This window comes from Campylobacter sp. CNRCH_2013_0855 (assembly GCF_025773025.1).
In the GTDB taxonomy this organism is placed as follows: Bacteria; Campylobacterota; Campylobacteria; order Campylobacterales; family Campylobacteraceae; genus Campylobacter_D; species Campylobacter_D jejuni_C.
The window spans coordinates 1-17967 of record NZ_JAKMTE010000019.1 but is presented as its reverse complement, the minus strand read 5'-3'; the positions used below and the strand labels follow the sequence as shown (position 1 = coordinate 17967).

Here is a 17967-nt window from a genome sequence, read left to right as displayed (position 1 = left end):
GGGGAGGTAAATTAAGATATAATAACACAAAAACTATAGAGGAAATAATGCTAGATAAAATAATATATCATTATCATAATAATAACTACCATAAATGTTTAGAGTATAGCGAATCATATTTAGATCAAGATCCTAAAAATGCTTTAGAATACGCCATGATAGCTTCTTATAAAATTGGTGATTATGTAAAAACATTGCATTATGCAAGACAAATTTTCAATCTATATCCTACAAGTTTTAATGGTTTAATGCTTGCAAAAGCACTTTTATCTAATGGAAATTTTAACGATGGCGTTAGATTGTTTGAGGAGCTTTTACAAAGAAATGATTTTTTAAAAGATGAGCTTGGTTTGGAACTTGCTTTTGCTTATCAAAGCATAGGACGCTTAGAAGAGGCAGAGAGATTATATAAAATTGCATTAGAAAAAGATTTATATAATCTTGATTTATGGAAAAGTTATGTTGAACTTTATTTTAAGACAAATTTTCAAAAGGCACTTGAAGCGCATAATGAACTATATGATTTTGCACAAATTGTGATAGCAAAATTAGAAAGCGGAGAGTTGATAGAAAAAAATTTTACAAATAGTATTAATCTGCAAGATAGACTACAAGGAAAAACTCAAGAAAATTTAACTGTGGTTAAAATTTACGAGTTTTTAAATACACAAATTTTACCACAAAAAGCATATTTGCTTTTTAAACTTTTAAGATTGCAAGAATCATTAGAGTTATTTACGAGTTTGTGTGAGTATAATCAAAATAATGCTCAATTTTGGCAAAACTATGCAAAAGCATTGGAGTTAAGCGCTGATTATCAATATGCTTATAATGCATATCAAAAAGCTTTAAGCTTGCATCCACATGCAACTTATCAGTTTGACTTAGCGTATTTGCTAATGCGTATGGGAGAAAGTGATAATTTTGAAGAAGGTAAAAGGGTGTATGAAAGTAGGCTTTTTTATGCCCATAATGAAACTTTTTCACCTTATCATTACAATAAAACCATACAAGCCTTTAATAAAGATGGGATACAGGCTTTTAAAGATAAAGAAATTTTAGTATTTTGTGAGCAAGGCTTTGGTGATACTATTATGTATGCTAGGTGTTTGGAAAAACTCTGTCAAATTGCTTCTAAGGTTTTGTTTGCTCCACAAAGTGCTATGTATGAAATGTTTAAAAATCAACTCAAAGAGTTTAATAAACAAAATAAAATTTTTTCTAATTTGAAAATTTTAAAAGATTTTCCGAGCGAATTTGATTATGCTATGCCAATTTGTTCTTTACCTTTGCTTTGCGATATTAAATTAGATGAAATTTCTAAACTAAGAACACCTATTGTTGCTTTAGAAAAACCAAATAATAAAATTAAAAAAATAGGAATTTTTTGGTTTACTCCAAATGCAGTAAATACGGATTTGTTGAGAAATGTGGATTTTGCATTTTTGTATAATGCATTAAAGGATTTATGTTGTGAGATTATTTCTTTTCAAGTAGAGGGAGTAAATAATATTAATCTACCTCAAGAAATTGAAAATAGGGGAGTAAAACTAAAAAACTGGAATGATACTTTAAATAATTTAAAAGACATTGATTGTATGATAAGTATAGATAGTGCTATTGCACATTTAGCCTTAGCTTTAGATATACCTACAATAGTGCTTTTAGCACCTAGATTTGATTGGCGTTGGGGTAAATTTGAAAATCCTAAAAGTTATTTTTGGCCTAAAGCAAAATTGCTTACTTTTTCTAATGAAGATGATACTAAGAATAAATTGCAAAGTTTGATTAAAAAACAAATCAATGTTTGATATTTTTATCAAACATTGAATCTAAAATGCATTACATCACCATCTTGCACGATATAATCTTTCCCTTCAAGGCGTAGTTTTCCTGCTTCTTTAGCACCACTTTCGCCTTTGCAAGCAATATAATCCTCATAAGAAATCACTTCAGCTTTAATAAAGCCTTTTTCAAAGTCATTGTGGATTACACTTGCTGCTTTTGGCGCTTTCCAACCTCTTTGTATAGTCCATGATCTAACTTCTACTTGACCTGCGGTAAAATAGCTAATTAGATTAAGCTTTGAAAATGCTGTACGTATAACTACTTCAAGCCCGCTACTTTCCACTCCTAGAGATTTTAAAAATTCATAATTTTCCTCATCACTTAAAGCTATCATTTCTTCTTCAATTTTAGAGCAAAGTTTGATTACTTCATGACCTGATTTTGCGGCAAATTCTTTAAGATTTTTCACAAATTCATTATCTTCTAAAAGTGAGTTTTCATCTACATTTGCTCCATATATTACTTCCTTAGCTGAAAGCAATCTTAGTTCTTTTATAAGAGCATGATAGACTTCGTTTTTATTTGGGAATGAGCTTGCACTATTATTTTGATTTAAATGCTCTAAAAGCTCATTAGCTAAAGCTAAGCTTTCTTTTGCACCTTTTTCGTTAGCTTTTGCACCTTTAGTGAGTTTTTCTATTTTTTTACTAAGTTGTTCTATGTCTGCTAGTATAAGCTCTGTTTCTATGATTTGCACATCACGCACAGGATCGACACTACCTGCAACATGGGTAATATTTTCATCATCAAAGCAACGAACGATGTGTAAAATCATCTCTGTTTCGCGTATATTAGATAAAAATTTATTACCCAGACCCTCGCCTTTGCTAGCTCCTGCTACTAAACCTGCTATATCAACAAATTCAATATTTGAGCGTATGATTTTTTGTGGATTGACAATCTTTGCTAGTTCTTTTAAGCGATGATCAGGCACTGGCACCACTGCTTTATTTGGTTCTATGGTGCAAAATGGATAATTTGCACTTTCAGCATTTTGTGCTCTTGTTAGTGCGTTAAAAGTGGTAGATTTTCCAACATTTGGAAGTCCTACTATACCAACTGATAAACTCATTTTTGTTTCCTTGAGAGATAAAGTAAATATGAAAGGCACATTCTAACACCTGCTCCACTTGCACCAAAGCTGTGATAACCCCAAGCTTTTTCCAAGTAAGCTGGCCCTGCGATGTCTAAATGTAACCATTTGTCTTTGTATTCTTCTCTAATGAAAGAATTTAAAAATAACCCTGCAGTAATAGCCCCACCATAGCGACTTGAAGAGGTGTTGCTAACATCTGCTATATTTGATTTTATAAGTTCTTTTAAGTGAGGGTTAAAATGTAAAATAGTAGCTAAATCCCCGCTTTTTTTACTTACTTTGAAAAAATCATTTTGTAAATCTTCATTATTTCCCATAATAGCACTTGTATATTCTCCAAGTCCTACCACGCAAGCTCCAGTTAAAGTAGCAAGATCTATTAATAAATCAGGCTTTAGATCTTGAGCAAGTGAAAGACAATCAGCTAAAACTAACCTTCCCTCAGCGTCGGTATTTCTAACCTCTATACTCACACCTTCTCTTGAAAGAAGTACATCATCAGGTTTATAGGCATTTCCACCTATCATATTTTCAGTTGCGCCGATGATAGAATGTACTTCTATATCAAGGTTTAACTCACTTGCACCTTTGATGATAGCCATTGCAGCTGCACCACCGCTTTTGTCTGATTTCATTGTAAGCATATAATCAGCAGGTTTTAGACTAAGTCCACCACTATCATAAGTTAGCCCTTTACCTACAAAAACTACTTTCATTTTTGGATTTTGTGGTTTATAAGAAAGATGAATGAGCTTTGGAGGATGGATTGAAGCGCGATTTACTGCTAAAAATGCTTGCATTTTTTCTTGCTCTAAGAAATCACTTTCATAAATTTTACATGAAATTTTACGGTCATTCTGGCTTAGATTGAGTGCATCTTCAGCCATTTTAGCTGGAGTGTAAATTTGAGGAATTTCATTAACAATATTTTTTGCAAAATCACAAGCATTGGAAAAAACCTGACCATAGTTTATACCTATACAAGCTTCTTCTAGGTTGTATGTTTTGTCATTGATTTCATCTTTTGAGATGAAAATATTCTCTAACTTGCTCGGTGTTTTTTCTTTTTTATATTTGTTAAATTCATAAGCGCCAAAAGTAAATCCTTGAATCATGGCATTAAAACTATTTACTACACATTTTCCTACAATGCTTTTTGTTTTAACGCTTTGAATTTCAAGTTTTTTTAAAGCCTTGTAAGCGTTTGCAAAAGCAAGTCTTATATCTTCATATTCCAAACTTTTAAGCTCATTGTAAAGAATTTTATTTTGCATATCTATACAAATTCCTTCACCTTTATAGTTTGAGAGTTTAAAAAGTTCTTGACTTTGAGTGTATTTTTCTATCTTTTTATCTTGTATTAAAATGATTTCAAAATCAGCATTTATAGAGCTGATATTTTCTTCTATGAAATTAAAATTCATTTATGTGTCCTTTTTCTAAGTATAGATTTTTCTATTTGTTTCATACCTAAAAACAAAGCAAGTAAAAAGCCAGCAATAATTGGCACTGCAAAATACCAATGATCACCAGCCCATTCTACTGCAAGCCAAATTTCTTTTCCAAAAAACCATGCAAGTAAGATGGTTATAGCAGCCCAAGCCCAAGCACTAATGAGATTAATAAAAGCAAATTTTTTAGCACTGTAACGCGTTAATCCTATACTCATAGGTATAATAGTTCTAAAGCCATACATATATCTTTGTATGAAAATAATTGGCCAACCAAAACGCTGTAAAAGTAAATGTGCTATGGCAAATTTACGTCTTTGGGTGCGAAGTTTTTTCTGAATGTATTTTTTATTATATCTTCCTATATAAAAGTATATTTGATCACCTACAAAGCCACCTAAGCCCGCTATGAAAATAATAAGTCCTAAATTTACATGGCCTTCATGTGCAAAAATACCTGCTAAAATAAGCGCAAGTTCTCCCTCAAGTATACACCATAAAAACACGATGATGTAAGCCCAGTTTTTATAATCATATAAAAGTTGTTTTAAAAATTCTTCCATTTTATACCTCTAAGACACTATAAACAGAAGTTAATTTAGCTAATTCTTTAGCTCCATATAGATCTTTTAACTCTAGTAAAAAACAAGCTTCTATACATTTTGCATTGAGTTTTTCTATGAGTTTAACAGCAGCGATAGCTGTGCCACCTGTAGCTAAAAGATCGTCTATAAGTAAAACATTTGCTTCTTGATTGTTAAAAGCATCAATATGAATTTCTATAGTATCACTGCCATATTCTAAGCTATAAGATTCTTGTAAGCATTTTGAAGGTAGCTTTCCAGGTTTTCTAATAGGCACAAAAGGAAGTCTTAATCTAGCGCTTAAGGCAGCTCCAAAAATAAAACCTCTACTTTCTATACCAACAATATAATCAAGCTTTGTGTTTTGATATTTTTCAACTAAATGATCCATTAAAAATGCAAATGCTTCTTTATTGTTTAATAAAGTAGTAATATCTCTAAAAATAATCCCTTCTTTTGGAAAATCCTTAATAGCTCTAATACTATCTAATAAGTATTTTTTATCTTGTTCTTTCATCATAATAATGCCTCTATTTTTGCTTCTAATTCTTTAATTCTTTGTCTAAGTTTTTCATTTTCAATACGATATTGTGAATTTCTTGTTCTAAGAGAAGTTAAGTCTGCTTTACTTTTGTTTAATTCTTCAGTTAAAATATCTATATTTCCTAAACTTCTTTGAAGTTGCACTTGTAATTTTCTAATAACAATTTCAGTATCATCAAGGTTATTTTTTATAAATTCTTTCGCTACTTTTTCTTTATGGAGTAGGGTTTTATAATAAAGTAGCATAATAGTCATATAAATACTAACACAAATTAATACAGTTAATACAAGCCAACTTAAGATCATAATCTTTCCTCTATTTTACTAATTCTTGTGCAATGTCTTCCACCACTAAAAGAAGTGTTGATAAAATTTGAGATAATTTCAAAAGCCATATCAGCTCCTATTAATCTAGCTCCTAAGGCTAAAACATTTGCGTCATTATGTTCTCTTGAAAGCTTAGCACTTAAAGATTCATTACACAAAGCACAGCGTATATTTTTATGACGATTTGCTGCTATGCTCATACCAATACCTGATCCACATACTAAAATTCCAAAACTTTTTTCGTTTATTTTAGAGCTTAATAAATGCGCATAATCAGGATAATCACAGCGATCCTCACTAAAAGGGCCTAAGTCTTCAAAGCTTATATTTTTATCTTGTAAAAATTTAACAATTTCTTGTTTTAAAATAAAACCAGCATGATCACTTGCAATATAAATTTTTTCTCTTAACATTTAACATTCACTTTGTCATTTTTGAAATTTAAAGTATTAATTTTATCATATTTAATTAAAATTTTTCTTTCTTATATACAATTATTTTTTATGTTTCAAATATTTATTTGATATAATAACAATAATTATTTAAGGTAAAAAATGAAGCTTATATTAATTGGTTCTTCAACAGGTGGTCCAGGGCAACTAAAATTTTTACTAAACGATGTGGAATTGAAAGATTGTGCAGTAGTAATTGCTCAGCATATGAATCCTGCATTTATTCCTTCTTTTGTAAATCAGTTTAACAAAGAAGCATTAAGCGAGGTGATTATACCAAGTGATAAGGAAGTTTTGAAAAATAAAATTTACATTTGTCAAAGAAATATGGTTTTAAATGGAAATAATGCCTTGACTTTAAATATAACAGAAGAAACAAGCAGTTTTAATCCAGGGGTTGATGTGTTGTTTTATTCTGCTGTAGAGCTTTGTAAATATCATAAAATTTTAGCTTTGATTATGACAGGAATGGGTGATGATGGTGCTAAGTCTTTATTTGAACTTTATAAGGTTGGTGTAAGATGTTTATGCGAAAACGAAGCAGATTCTATAGTATATGGAATGCCAAAAAAAGCCAGAGATGTTAACCCTAATTTAAAACCTATGAGCTTAATAGAGCTTAAAAAAGAAATAACAAATTTTATTAAATCGTAGGAAAAAAAGATGATAAAAATTACAGAAAACGAAATGCATGATTTTGTAAAAATAGTAGAGCAAATAAGTGGTAATAATCTAAATACAAAAAAAGATATTTTGCTTATAAAGCTTCCTAAATTTTTACAAGAATTAGGTTTAAATAGTCTTAGTGAATTAAATGAAAAAGTGCAGTTTCAAAGAAATTTAAAACAAGAAACTATGGATTTTATCACAGTTTGTGAGACTTATTTTTTTAGAGAATTAGAGCAATTAAAAGATGTTATTTTTTATATCAAATCTCTTGATCGACCTGTAAATGTACTTTGTGCTCCATGCTCAAGTGGTGAAGAGGTATATTCTTTAGCTATTTTAGCAAGTGAGAATTTTATCAAAGGTATGAATATAGTTGGTATAGATATTAATAAAAAAATGATAGATAAATGTAATGAAATGATATATTCAGAACGCTCAGTAGCTAGATTAAATACTATGCAAAAGACGCGTTATTTTGATATAAAAGATAGAATGTATCATCTAAAAAAAGAAACTTTAGCTTGCAGATGTCGTTTTGAGCTTTGCAATGTTTTTGATGATTCTTTGTTTAAGCTTGGAAAATTTGATGTGATTTTTTCAAGAAATATGATGATATATTTTGATCAAGATTTTAAAATAAGACTTATGGAGCGTTTTTACAAAATCTTAAATAGAGAGGGTAGAATTTACCCTGGTAAGTCAGATCTTGTACCTGAGACAGCTTATTTTGATAAGAATTTTTCAGCGGGCGGGGTTTATTATTCTAAGGTGGATTAATTATATTTTTTATTAAACCACCACCAATAAATCGCCGCAAAGATAAAACATACTCCTAAGCCAAAAGTAAAATGGCTTAATTTTACTCCATAAAATTCAAATAAATACCCTGTTGAAAAAGCAATAATTGCACTAAAAGTTAAATATACCATATCATTATAGGCAATCACTCTACCATAGTATCTTTTATCGCAATCATTTTGTAAAAGTGTATAAGTATAACTCCATAAAGATGAAGTACAAAAACCTGCCATTACTAAGCCTATAAAGGCAAGATAAAAGTTAAATTGCAAGCAAGCCCAAAGCATGATGCCTATACCTTGTGCTAGATATAAATACACTAAAGTATTTTTATTAATATAAGGACTAAGCACATAAGGACCTATGAGTAAAGATATGGCTCTTATGGCATTAGAAAGCCCTATGGCTAGAGGTATAGAAATAACTTTTGCGTATTCATATTCAGCTAAAAGTGTAATTAAAACATCATAAGCAGTTATCCCCACAACTCCATGAAGTAAAATCAAATGAATGATTTTTTTATTGCTAAATACATAAGCTAAACCTTCTTTGATTAGTATAAAAAGATTATTTTGTGTGGTATTTTTTTCATTAGGCAAGATCAAAGTTTTAAGTATGAGCATGGCACAAAATAGCATTAAAGTATCGGCTATAAAAGCTGGTTTTACTCCAAAAAGATCTATAAAAAGTCCTGCTGCACCCATACCTAAAGCATATGATACAGCCCATATAATACTATGAAGTTCATTACCTAGTTTTAATTCTTGCGGGGTTAAAATTTTAGGCAAAACCGACATTTCTGTTTGAAAATACATACTTGCAACCGCCATACGCACAAAGGTTAAAAAGTATAAAAACCAAAGCATAGCTAAAGAATTTACAAAAATTAGCATAAAAATAGAAATCATCTCAATGCTAATCATTGTTAGCAATAAATTCTTAGGTTTAAATCTATCTACTATAACCCCATTTATAGGTGCAAGTATAATAGAAGGTAAAAAAACAAAAATAGCTGAAAAACCTATGATATTAGCAGGTGCACTGAGCTCTTTAGTTAAAAGGGTAAAAACACCTACTTGAGAAAACCACGCACCAAAATAACTTATAAATTGTACTGTTGCTAAAAGGCGAAAAGTTTTATTATTTTTAAGTAAAGACCTATAAGTCATGAGTATCCTATGAATATATGAAATTAAAGGGCTTGATTATAGCGTTTTTAAGATTATTTTACATTTAAATGTTATAATAATCCTTTTTTATAAAAAGGTTTAAGAATGAGTAGATTAAGTAAAAAAGAAGCGTTAAATTTGCTCCAAAATGCACCTTTATACGAACTAGGCGCAATGGCATATGAGAGAAAATTAGAGCTTCATCCTGAAAAAATAACTACTTTTGTGGTAGATAGAAATATAAATTATACGAATATTTGTTGTATTGATTGTGATTTTTGTGCTTTTTGTAGAAAAGAAAAAGATGATGATTCTTATATTTTAAAATATGAAGAAATAGGACAAAAAATAGAAGAATTACAAGCTATAGGTGGAACGCAAATTTTATTTCAAGGCGGAGTACACCCAAAACTTAAAATAGAATGGTATGAAGATTTACTTTCTTATATAAAAACTAATTATCCAACTATCACTGTGCATGGTTTTTCAGCAGTAGAGATAGCTTATATAGCAAGAGTTTCTAAAATTTCTATAGAAGAGGTTTTAGAAAGATTACAAGCCAAAGGACTTTTTTCTATACCTGGAGCGGGTGCTGAAGTATTAAGCGATAGGGTAAGAGATATCATCGCACCACATAAATGCGACACAGCTACTTGGCTTAGGGTGCATGAGAGTGCGCATAATATAGGTATGAAAAGTACTGCTACAATGATGTTTGGTACGGTTGAGAATGATGAGGAAATTATCGAACATTTTGATCATTTAAGAAATTTACAAGATAAAACAAATGGCTTTAGAGCTTTTATTTTATGGTCATTTCAAAGCGAAAATACTCCTTTGATTAAAAAACATCCTGAAATCATCAAACAAAGTTCTAATAGGTATTTAAGATTACTAGCTTTAGCAAGATTATATTTGGATAATTTTAAAAATTTACAAAGCTCATGGGTAACACAAGGCTCTTTAATAGGCCAACTTGCTTTAAAATTTGGTGCAAATGACTTAGGTTCAACTATGATGGAAGAAAATGTCGTAGCCGCAGCGGGTGCAAAATATAGAATGAACCAAGAGCAAATGATAGAACTTATCAAAGATATAGGAGAATTACCTGCTAAACGCGATACAGCTTATAATATTTTAGAAAGGTTTTAATGTTAAATTTAAACTTCAATGATACTAAAATAGACATAATATATGAGTATGAAAATGAGCTTCCTGTAGTATTTTTTAAGCTCATTTTTAAAAATAGTGGAAAAATAGCAGAAAAACATAATAGAGGTTGTGCAAGTATGCTTGCTAGGATTTTAAATGAAGGAAGCAATGATGAGTTTTTTAAAAGCTTAGAATACCGTGCTATAGAGCTTTATGCTAAGGCTAGTTTTGAGCATTTTCAAATCAGTATTAAGTGCTTGAAAGAACATTTTGATTTTGCTTTGGAAAAATTACAAGAATTGTTTTTAAATGTGCGTTTTGAAGAAAAAATCTTACAAAGATTAAAAACTTTAGCCTTAGGTGAACTTGCGAGTTTAAATACTGATTATGATTATCAAGCAAAAAGACTTTTAAATAAGAATGTTTTTAAAGATGAAATTTTTACTAGTGGCCTTGATGGAACTAAAGAAAGTATAGAAAAGATTAATTTAAAAGAATTACAAGATTTTATGAATGAAAATTTAGTGCTTGACAATGCTTTATTTGTTTTTGGTGGAGATATTAAAGAAGATGAAGTGAAGGTTAAAACAGAAAAAATTTGCCAAATTTTAAAAAGAAACACTCCAAATCAAAACAAAAGTTACAAACTCATTGATGAGAGTATAGAAGTAAGTGAGCAAAAAAGTACCGAACAAGCTTATATATACTTTTGCTCTCCATTTAATATGCAAATTGATGATGAGAAAATGTATTTAGCTAAACTTGCTTTGTTTATCTTGGGTCAAGGTGGTTTTGGTTCGCGTTTAATGGAAGAAGTGCGTGTGAAAAGAGGTTTGGCGTATTCAGCATATGCTATGCTTGATGTAAATTTAAATTATAGTAGAGTTTTTGGGTATTTGCAAACTAAAAATGAAAGCTCTAATGAGGCTAAAGCTTTAGTTAAGGAAGTTTTTGAAAATTTTGTCCAAAATGGAGTAAATGAAAAAGAATTTCAACTAGCTAAGCAATTTTTAGTAGGTTCTATGCCCTTAAGGTATGAAAGCTTGGCTAAAAGACTAGATATAATGCTAAATGAGTATTTGCATGGTTTAAAACTTGGAAATTTAAAAGAAGAAATGCAAAAGATCAAAAACACTACCTTAGATGAGCTAAATGACTTTATCAAAGTACATAGTGAAATTACCAAAGTGAGTTTTGCAAGTATAGAAAATGAAAGTTGAAGAAAAGGATTTAAAACTACTTCATGCTTTAGGGGTTAAAAATTGTATCGATTTGGCTTTGATTTTACCTAAAAAATTTGATGATTTTAGAATTTCAAAGTTTCCAAAAGATACATTTTGCACCCAAAATGTAAAAATTATTAGCACGCAAAATCATCACTCTCAGCTTTTTATGCTTTGTGAATGTTTAGAATGGGGTATAAAAGCAAATATAGTGATTTTTCATCCTAATAAATGGCATTTTAAAATTTTTAAACATAATGCTTTAATTTGTATCCATGCAAAGATGAATTTTTTTAATGGAATTTGGCAGTTTGTAAACCCAAAAATAGTAAAAAACATAGGTCAAATAGTCCCTAAATACCAAATTAGCTCCATTAAAGATGAAAGTATAAAAAAACTTATCGTAAAATATGTCAATGAAGCTAACTTAAAAGCATTAAATTTAGAACAAAAATACATTAATCTTCTTTTGAATTTACACAATTATGATGATTTAGCTCTTTATGAAAATTTTAACGTTATAGTTAAAGACTTAAAATATATAGAGATTTTTAATCATTTAAGGCGTTTAAAGGGTAAAAAAATATCACAAAATGCTTATAAAATAGAACTTTTTGATATAAGCTCTTGGCTTAAAGGTTTAGAATTTAGCCCAACAAAAGATCAGCTTTTAGCAATAGAAGATATTAAAAAAGATTTGCAAAATAAAGTCGCTAAAAGGCGTGTGGTGATGGGCGATGTGGGTTGTGGTAAGACTTTGGTTATACTTGCTGCAAGTTTGCTTGTATATCCTAAAAAAGCTATTTTAATGGCTCCAACTAGTATATTAGCAGAGCAAATTTATCATGAAGCAAAAAGACTTTTACCTGATTTTATTAATGTATTGCTTTTAAAAGGTGGTAAAAAGGATAAAGATTTAGCAAAATTAAAAGAACAAGCCCATTTTATCATAGGTACACATGCACTTATTCATCAAGAAGAATTTGAAGCAGTTTTAGTGATGATAGATGAGCAACACCGCTTTGGTTCTAATCAAAGACAAAAAATAAGTGAGCTTAGCAAAAACTCTCAATATACTCCACATATTGTGCAATTTTCCGCTACACCTATACCAAGAACACTTTCTATGATACAAAGTGAGCTTGTAAATTTTAGTTTTATCAAACAAATGCCTTTTAAAAAAGACATTAAAACTTTTTGTATACAAGATAAGGATTTTAAATATTTGCTTAAAAAAATCGATGATGAACTTGCTAAAAATCATCAAATAATCATCATTTATCCTTTGGTAAATGAAAGTGAAAATATAGACTATTTATCATTAGAACAAGCACAAGGATACTGGATAAACAAATACAAAAATGTCTATGTAACCCATGGAAAAGATAAAAATAAAGATCAAATTTTACAAGAATTTAGAGAAAAAGGCACGATTTTGCTTTCTACGACCGTGGTTGAAGTGGGGATTTCTTTACCAAGACTAAGCGTGATTGTAGTTGTTGGAGCTGAAAGACTTGGGCTTGCTACCTTGCATCAGCTTCGCGGTAGGGTAGGTAGAGTAGGGCTTGAGAGTTTTTGTTATTTATATACTAAGCAAAAAGAAATTCCAAGTCGTTTGCTTGAATTTGCTAAAACTTTAGATGGGTTTAAAATAGCTGAGCTTGATTTAAAAAATAGGTTAAGTGGGGACTTACTAGATGGTAAAGTGCAACATGGAAATCATTTTAAATTTTTTGATTTTGCAGATGATGAAGAGCTAGTTTTAAAAGCAAAAGAAAGTATTAAAAATATGGAAAAAGAAAATGGATAAACACTTTGAAATTTTAATTTCTAAAGGCAAGAAAAAACATTTTAATAAAGGAAATATTTTATTTTTTCAAGGTGAAAAAGCAAATAAAATTTATATTTTACTAAGTGGAAAAGTGCGTATATATAAGGTGAATGCAAAAGGTTTTGAATTAACACTGCATACTTTAACTCCAGTAAATTTTATAGCTGAAATGCCTGTGTTTGAGGGTATTGATTATCCAGCTAATGCAATTTGTGAGCAAGATTGTGAAATTTGTGTTTTTGATTTTAATGAATTTAAAAAATTATGCTTAGAAAATGGGGAATTTAGCTTTTTACTTTTGACTTCTTTAATCGGTAAAATTCGAATTTTAGAGAATTTCATCAGACAAAAATCTTTGGATTTAAAGTCAAGACTAGTCAACTTTTTATTAGAAAATGAAGAAAAATTACAAAATTTAAAGCAAAAAGAAATCGCTGTGATTTTAAATTTACCTCCAGAATCTTTGTCGCGTTTTTTAAAAGAATTAAAACAAAATGAGCTTATTTGCACAAATAAAGGTAAAATAGCAATTTTAAATAAAGAGAAAATGCAAAATTTAATTAAGTCTTTTTAAGTCTTATTTGTTACAATATTGTATTTAAAGTATGGAAGGTTTTATGGATTTTGATTTTTTAATCAAGTTTAGCCCTATGTTTATACAAGCTTCTTGGCTTACTTTAAAACTTGCTATTTATGGAGTGTTTTTTTCATTTTTAGTGGGTTTATTTTGTGTGGGAGTGAGTTATTTTAAATTTTCTTTTTTAAATGCAATTTGTAAAATTTATATAGAATTTTCAAGAAATACACCTTTATTAATCCAACTTTTCTTTTTATATTATGCCTTACCTGAGTTTGGGATACACCTTAGTTCTTTTGTTTGTGCTGTGATAGGACTTAGCTTTTTAGGTGGTTCTTATATGGCTGAGAGTTTAAGAGCGGGTATGGAAGCAGTGAAAAAACAACAATACGAATCAGGACTTTCTTTGGGTCTAAGCAAATGGCAAAATTTCCGTTATATTATTATGCCTCAAGCTTTGGGTATAGCTATGCCAAGCATTAGTGCAAATATCATTTTTTTACTCAAAGAAACTTCAGTGGTAAGCATTATTGCTTTAGCAGATTTAGTATACGTGGCTAAAGATCTTATAGGACTTTATTATAAAAGTAACGAGGCTTTATTTGCTTTGGTGCTTTGTTATTTGATTTTGATTTTACCTTTATCTTTAGTGTTAAACCGTATAGAAAAAAGGTTAAATTGTGTTTGAAATTTTAAATCAAGATACCTTTTTTAGACTAGCACAAGGTTTAAATGTTACTTTAGAACTTTCATTAATTAGTGTTTTGATTTCACTTATAGGAGGGGTATTTTTTGGAATTTTAATGCATTCTAAAAACAAATTCCTTTATGCTTTTTGTCGTTTTATGCTTGAATTTGTGCGTATTATGCCTTTGATCGTTTGGCTTTTTATAGTGCATTTTGGCTTAGCTAAATGGTTTGGATGGCATTTAAGTGCTTTGGGTTCAAGTATTATTGTTTTTAGTATTTGGGGTGTGTTTGAGATGATGGATTTGGTTAGATCGTCTTTAGCAAGCATACCAAAACACCAGTATGAGTCGGGACTTTCACTAGGCTTTAATAAATTTGAAGTTTATCTTTTTATCATCATACCTTTATCTTTAAGAAGATTATTACCAATGAGTATTAATCTTTTTACAAGAATTATCAAAAGTACTTCAGTGATTTATCTAATCGGTGGTATAGAGCTTATTAAAGTAGGCCAACAAGTGATTGAACTTAATTTATTTCAAAATTCTTACGCGGCTTTTGTGATTTATGGTTTGATTTTATTGATTTATTTTATACTTTGTTATCCTTTGTCGGTATATTCAAAGTTTTTAGAGAAAAAATGGAGTTAATATGAGTATTTTAAAAATACAAAATTTACAAAAATATTATGATGATCATCATGTTTTAAAAGATATAAATTTAGAAGTAAATCAAAAAGAAGTAGTGGTGATACTAGGTCCAAGTGGTTGTGGGAAATCTACACTTTTAAGATGTATTAATGGCTTGGAAGAAATGGCTGATGGAGCTATTTTTGTAGATGATGAGAAAATTGATAAAAATTATAAAAAATGGACTCAAATTCGCCAAAAAATAGGTATGGTGTTTCAATCTTATGAGCTTTTTGATCATTTAAATGTGGAGCAAAATATACTTTTAGGACCTTTGAAGGTGCAAAAAAGAAAAAAAGAAGAGGTTTTAGAAGAAGCAAAATACTGGCTTGATAGAGTAGGACTTTTGCATAAATTAAAAGCTTATCCTAAAGAGTTAAGTGGCGGGCAAAAACAGCGTATAGCTATAGTTAGAAGCCTTTGTATGAATCCTGAAATTATGCTTTTTGATGAAGTTACAGCAGCACTTGATCCTGAAATCGTGCGTGAGGTTTTAGATGTGATTTTAAATTTAGCAAAAGATGGTATGACTATGCTTATAGTTACGCATGAAATGGGTTTTGCAAGAGCAGTTGCTGATAAAATAGTTTTTATGGATGATGGAAAAATAGTAGAAATTTCAAAGCCTGATGAATTCTTTGAAAATCCAAAAACTTCTCGTGCGAAAAAATTTCTCAATTTATTTGATTTTCATTAAAATAAATAAAAAATTATATAAATATTTAAAAAAATATTATAAGGTAAAGAATAAATTTTTATTTTAAAGGTAAAATATGAAAAATTTTTTTCTTTTGTCTTTTTTAATTGCACTTTTTTTTAGTGCATGTTCCAATTCAAGTTCTAATGAAAATTCCATAGAGAAGGTTAAACAACAAGGTATAATCCGCATAGGTGTATTTGGTGATAAACCTCCATTTGGTTATTTAGATGCGCAAGGGAAAAATCAAGGTTATGATGTGTATTTTGCTAAACGTATTGCAAAAGAGCTTTTAGGGGATGAGTCTAAAGTACAATTTGTGCTTGTTGAAGCAGCAAATAGAGTAGAGTTTTTAGAGTCAAACAAAGTTGATTTGATATTAGCTAATTTTACTAAAACTCCAGAAAGAGAAGCTGTGGTTGATTTTGCATTACCTTATATGAAAGTTGCTCTTGGAGTAGTGGCTCCTAAAGGATCAGATATTAAAACCATAGATGATTTAAAAAGCAAAACTTTAATTTTAAATAAAGGCACAACAGCTGATGCATATTTTACAAAAAATATGCCAGAAATTAAAACTATTAAATTTGATCAAAACACAGAAACTTTTGCAGCTTTAATCGGCAAAAGAGGTGATGCGTTAAGCCATGATAATGCATTGCTTTTTGCTTGGGCTAAAGAAAATCCAAATTTTGAAGTAGTAATTAAAGAACTCGGAAATCATGATGTTATAGCTCCTGCTGTGAAAAAAGGTGATAAAGCTATGTTAAATTTTATCAATGATTTGATTTTGAAATTACAAAATGAACAATTTTTTCATAAAGCTTATGATGAAACCTTAAAACCATTTTTTAGCGATGATATAAAAGCCGATGATGTAGTAATCGAAGGTGGCAAAATTTAATAATGCAAAAAGCTTTAAAAAATACCATCTATGCTTCTTTAGGTGGTATTTTGGAATTTTATGATTTTGTTTTATTTATCTTCTTTGCAAGTGTTTTTGCAAAAATTTTCTTTCCTCAAAATGATGATTTTTGGCCATTAATCTATACCTATGTAGCCTTTGGGGCAGGGTATTTAGCTAGACCTTTTGGAGCTGTTGTTTTAGCGCATTTTGCAGATATTAAAGGACGTAAGAATGTTTTTTATATTAGCATGCTTTTAATGGTCGTACCGAGTTTTATTTTAGCCTTTTTACCTACTTATGAAAGTATAGGACTTTTTGCTACTTTTATGCTTTTTACTATACGGATAGCTCAAGGACTAGCAATAGGAGCTGAAGTTAGTAGTGCTTGGATTTTTGTGAGTGAATTTGTGAGTAAAAAAAGACTTGGCTTAGCACTTGGTTTTATTTCAGCGACTTTGACTTTAGGCTTATTACTTGGAAATTTAGCGACTTTAAGTATATATGTGTGTTTTGATAAAGAAGAAGTAGAAAGCTTTGCTTGGAGAATTCCTTTTTTTATAGGAGGATTTTTTGGTATTTTAGCTTTATTTTTACGTACAAAGCTTAATGAAACACCAGCTTTTAAAGATATAAAAGAAAAAGAAAAAATCTTAAATTTCCCACTTTTACAAGCTTTAAAAACACATAAAAAAAGTATGCTAATATGTGCTTTACTTACTGTGGTTTTAACAAGCGGAGTAGCTACTTTAATGATATTGCCACAATATTTTGAAAGCTTGTTAGGAGTAAGTAAAACTACTGCTTTAACATATCAAAATTTGGCCATAGTGATGATCATACTAGGAAGTTTAGTGCAAGGATATTTAGCAGATTTTTTAGGACATTTTAGAATTTGTTTGATTTTTACTTTGTTTTTTGGAATTTTTGGCATAAGTTTTAGCTTTTATAATGAGTGGTTTTTAATGTTTTATTTGCTTGCTTGTTTTGCACAAGGTATTATAGCTTTTGCTCCTATTTTTATGACCCAAATTTTTACTACAGAATTAAAATCAAGCGGTCTTTCTTTTGCTTATAATATTTCTTATGCGATTTTAGGCTTTTTAACACCCTTTATCGTTAATTTTATGTATGAGAAATATTTTTATTTTTATATTTTTTTTGTGTTTATTACCAGTTTACTAAGCATATCTTTAGTAAAAAAATATGTTAAAATTTTATAATATTTTTTTCTTTTAAACTACTATTTTTAGGGTATTTATAAATT

The 17967-nt window shown here is 29.5% G+C and carries 19 protein-coding genes; 12 read left to right on the top strand and 7 right to left on the bottom strand.

Going from position 1 to position 17967, the window contains the following annotated elements; all coding sequences use genetic code 11:
* Positions 1-47 precede the first annotated feature (47 nt).
* Positions 48-1811: a tetratricopeptide repeat protein gene (locus tag L8X40_RS07770; protein WP_263667629.1), complete on the top strand. Its 1764-nt coding sequence runs from the start codon at positions 48-50 to the stop codon at positions 1809-1811.
* 8 nt (positions 1812-1819) lie between these two features.
* Here the strand turns inward: L8X40_RS07770 and ychF are convergent, their stop codons facing one another.
* Genes ychF through rpiB form a run of 6 tightly spaced genes read right to left on the bottom strand, consistent with a single transcriptional unit; the run spans position 1820 to position 6262 of the window.
* Positions 1820-2920 (bottom strand): redox-regulated ATPase YchF, encoded by a 1101-nt coding sequence (gene ychF / locus L8X40_RS07765; protein WP_214100731.1) that lies wholly within the window; start codon positions 2918-2920, stop codon positions 1820-1822.
* Entirely contained in the window at positions 2917-4368 is a 1452-nt protein-coding gene (locus tag L8X40_RS07760; protein ID WP_087700949.1) for a leucyl aminopeptidase, read from the bottom strand. The genes ychF and L8X40_RS07760 overlap by 4 nt, the downstream gene beginning before the upstream one ends.
* Entirely contained in the window at positions 4365-4958 is a 594-nt protein-coding gene (locus L8X40_RS07755; protein ID WP_039618134.1) for a DedA family protein, read from the bottom strand. Before L8X40_RS07755 ends, L8X40_RS07760 begins: the two co-directional genes overlap by 4 nt.
* Before the next feature lies 1 nt (position 4959).
* Complete coding sequence (gene apt / locus L8X40_RS07750) at positions 4960-5496, bottom strand: adenine phosphoribosyltransferase (protein WP_192866657.1); 537 nt, start codon at positions 5494-5496, stop codon at positions 4960-4962.
* The gene (locus L8X40_RS07745) at positions 5496-5828 is read right to left on the bottom strand and encodes a hypothetical protein (protein WP_039618138.1); all 333 of its coding nucleotides are present in this window, start codon (positions 5826-5828) and stop codon (positions 5496-5498) included. The genes apt and L8X40_RS07745 overlap by 1 nt, the downstream gene beginning before the upstream one ends.
* On the bottom strand, positions 5825-6262 hold the full coding sequence (rpiB, locus tag L8X40_RS07740; protein WP_087700947.1) for a ribose 5-phosphate isomerase B: 438 nt from the start codon (positions 6260-6262) through the stop codon (positions 5825-5827). The genes L8X40_RS07745 and rpiB overlap by 4 nt, the downstream gene beginning before the upstream one ends.
* Positions 6263-6403: 141 nt before the next feature.
* Between rpiB and L8X40_RS07735 the strand changes: the two genes are divergently transcribed.
* Both L8X40_RS07735 and L8X40_RS07730 read left to right on the top strand, forming a co-directional pair.
* A complete protein-coding gene (locus L8X40_RS07735; RefSeq protein ID WP_087700946.1) occupies positions 6404-6955 on the top strand; it encodes a CheB methylesterase domain-containing protein in 552 nt (183 codons plus the stop codon).
* 9 nt (positions 6956-6964) lie between these two features.
* Positions 6965-7747 carry a CheR family methyltransferase gene (locus L8X40_RS07730; RefSeq protein WP_087700945.1) on the top strand — a complete coding sequence of 261 codons (783 nt, stop codon included), beginning with the start codon at positions 6965-6967 and terminating at the stop codon, positions 7745-7747.
* Here L8X40_RS07730 and L8X40_RS07725 read toward each other — a convergent pair.
* A complete protein-coding gene (locus L8X40_RS07725) occupies positions 7744-8937 on the bottom strand; it encodes an MFS transporter (RefSeq protein WP_087700944.1) in 1194 nt (397 codons plus the stop codon). The genes L8X40_RS07730 and L8X40_RS07725 overlap by 4 nt on opposite strands.
* A gap of 105 nt (positions 8938-9042) precedes the next feature.
* Here L8X40_RS07725 and L8X40_RS07720 point away from each other — a divergent pair, with 105 nt between their 5' ends.
* The 9 genes from L8X40_RS07720 (at position 9043) to L8X40_RS07680 (ending at position 17923) form a co-directional block, all read left to right on the top strand.
* The gene (locus tag L8X40_RS07720) at positions 9043-10089 is read left to right on the top strand and encodes a dehypoxanthine futalosine cyclase (protein ID WP_087700943.1); all 1047 of its coding nucleotides are present in this window, start codon (positions 9043-9045) and stop codon (positions 10087-10089) included.
* Positions 10089-11309, top strand: coding sequence for a M16 family metallopeptidase (locus L8X40_RS07715; RefSeq protein ID WP_263667628.1), 1221 nt, complete (start codon positions 10089-10091; stop codon positions 11307-11309). Before L8X40_RS07720 ends, L8X40_RS07715 begins: the two co-directional genes overlap by 1 nt.
* Complete coding sequence (recG, locus tag L8X40_RS07710; RefSeq protein WP_214126252.1) at positions 11299-13122, top strand: ATP-dependent DNA helicase RecG; 1824 nt, start codon at positions 11299-11301, stop codon at positions 13120-13122. The genes L8X40_RS07715 and recG overlap by 11 nt, the downstream gene beginning before the upstream one ends.
* Positions 13115-13717 (top strand): Crp/Fnr family transcriptional regulator, encoded by a 603-nt coding sequence (locus tag L8X40_RS07705; protein WP_087700940.1) that lies wholly within the window; start codon positions 13115-13117, stop codon positions 13715-13717. Before recG ends, L8X40_RS07705 begins: the two co-directional genes overlap by 8 nt.
* 43 nt (positions 13718-13760) lie before the next feature.
* A complete protein-coding gene (locus L8X40_RS07700) occupies positions 13761-14408 on the top strand; it encodes an amino acid ABC transporter permease (RefSeq protein ID WP_263667627.1) in 648 nt (215 codons plus the stop codon).
* A complete protein-coding gene (locus tag L8X40_RS07695) occupies positions 14401-15060 on the top strand; it encodes an amino acid ABC transporter permease (RefSeq protein ID WP_087700938.1) in 660 nt (219 codons plus the stop codon). Before L8X40_RS07700 ends, L8X40_RS07695 begins: the two co-directional genes overlap by 8 nt.
* 1 nt (position 15061) lies before the next feature.
* Entirely contained in the window at positions 15062-15796 is a 735-nt protein-coding gene (locus L8X40_RS07690) for an amino acid ABC transporter ATP-binding protein (RefSeq protein ID WP_087700937.1), read from the top strand.
* Positions 15797-15872: 76 nt separating this feature from the next.
* Positions 15873-16700 carry a cysteine ABC transporter substrate-binding protein gene (locus tag L8X40_RS07685; RefSeq protein ID WP_214100725.1) on the top strand — a complete coding sequence of 276 codons (828 nt, stop codon included), beginning with the start codon at positions 15873-15875 and terminating at the stop codon, positions 16698-16700.
* Positions 16701-16702: 2 nt separating this feature from the next.
* A complete protein-coding gene (locus L8X40_RS07680) occupies positions 16703-17923 on the top strand; it encodes an MFS transporter (protein ID WP_214100724.1) in 1221 nt (406 codons plus the stop codon).
* Positions 17924-17967 lie beyond the last annotated feature (44 nt).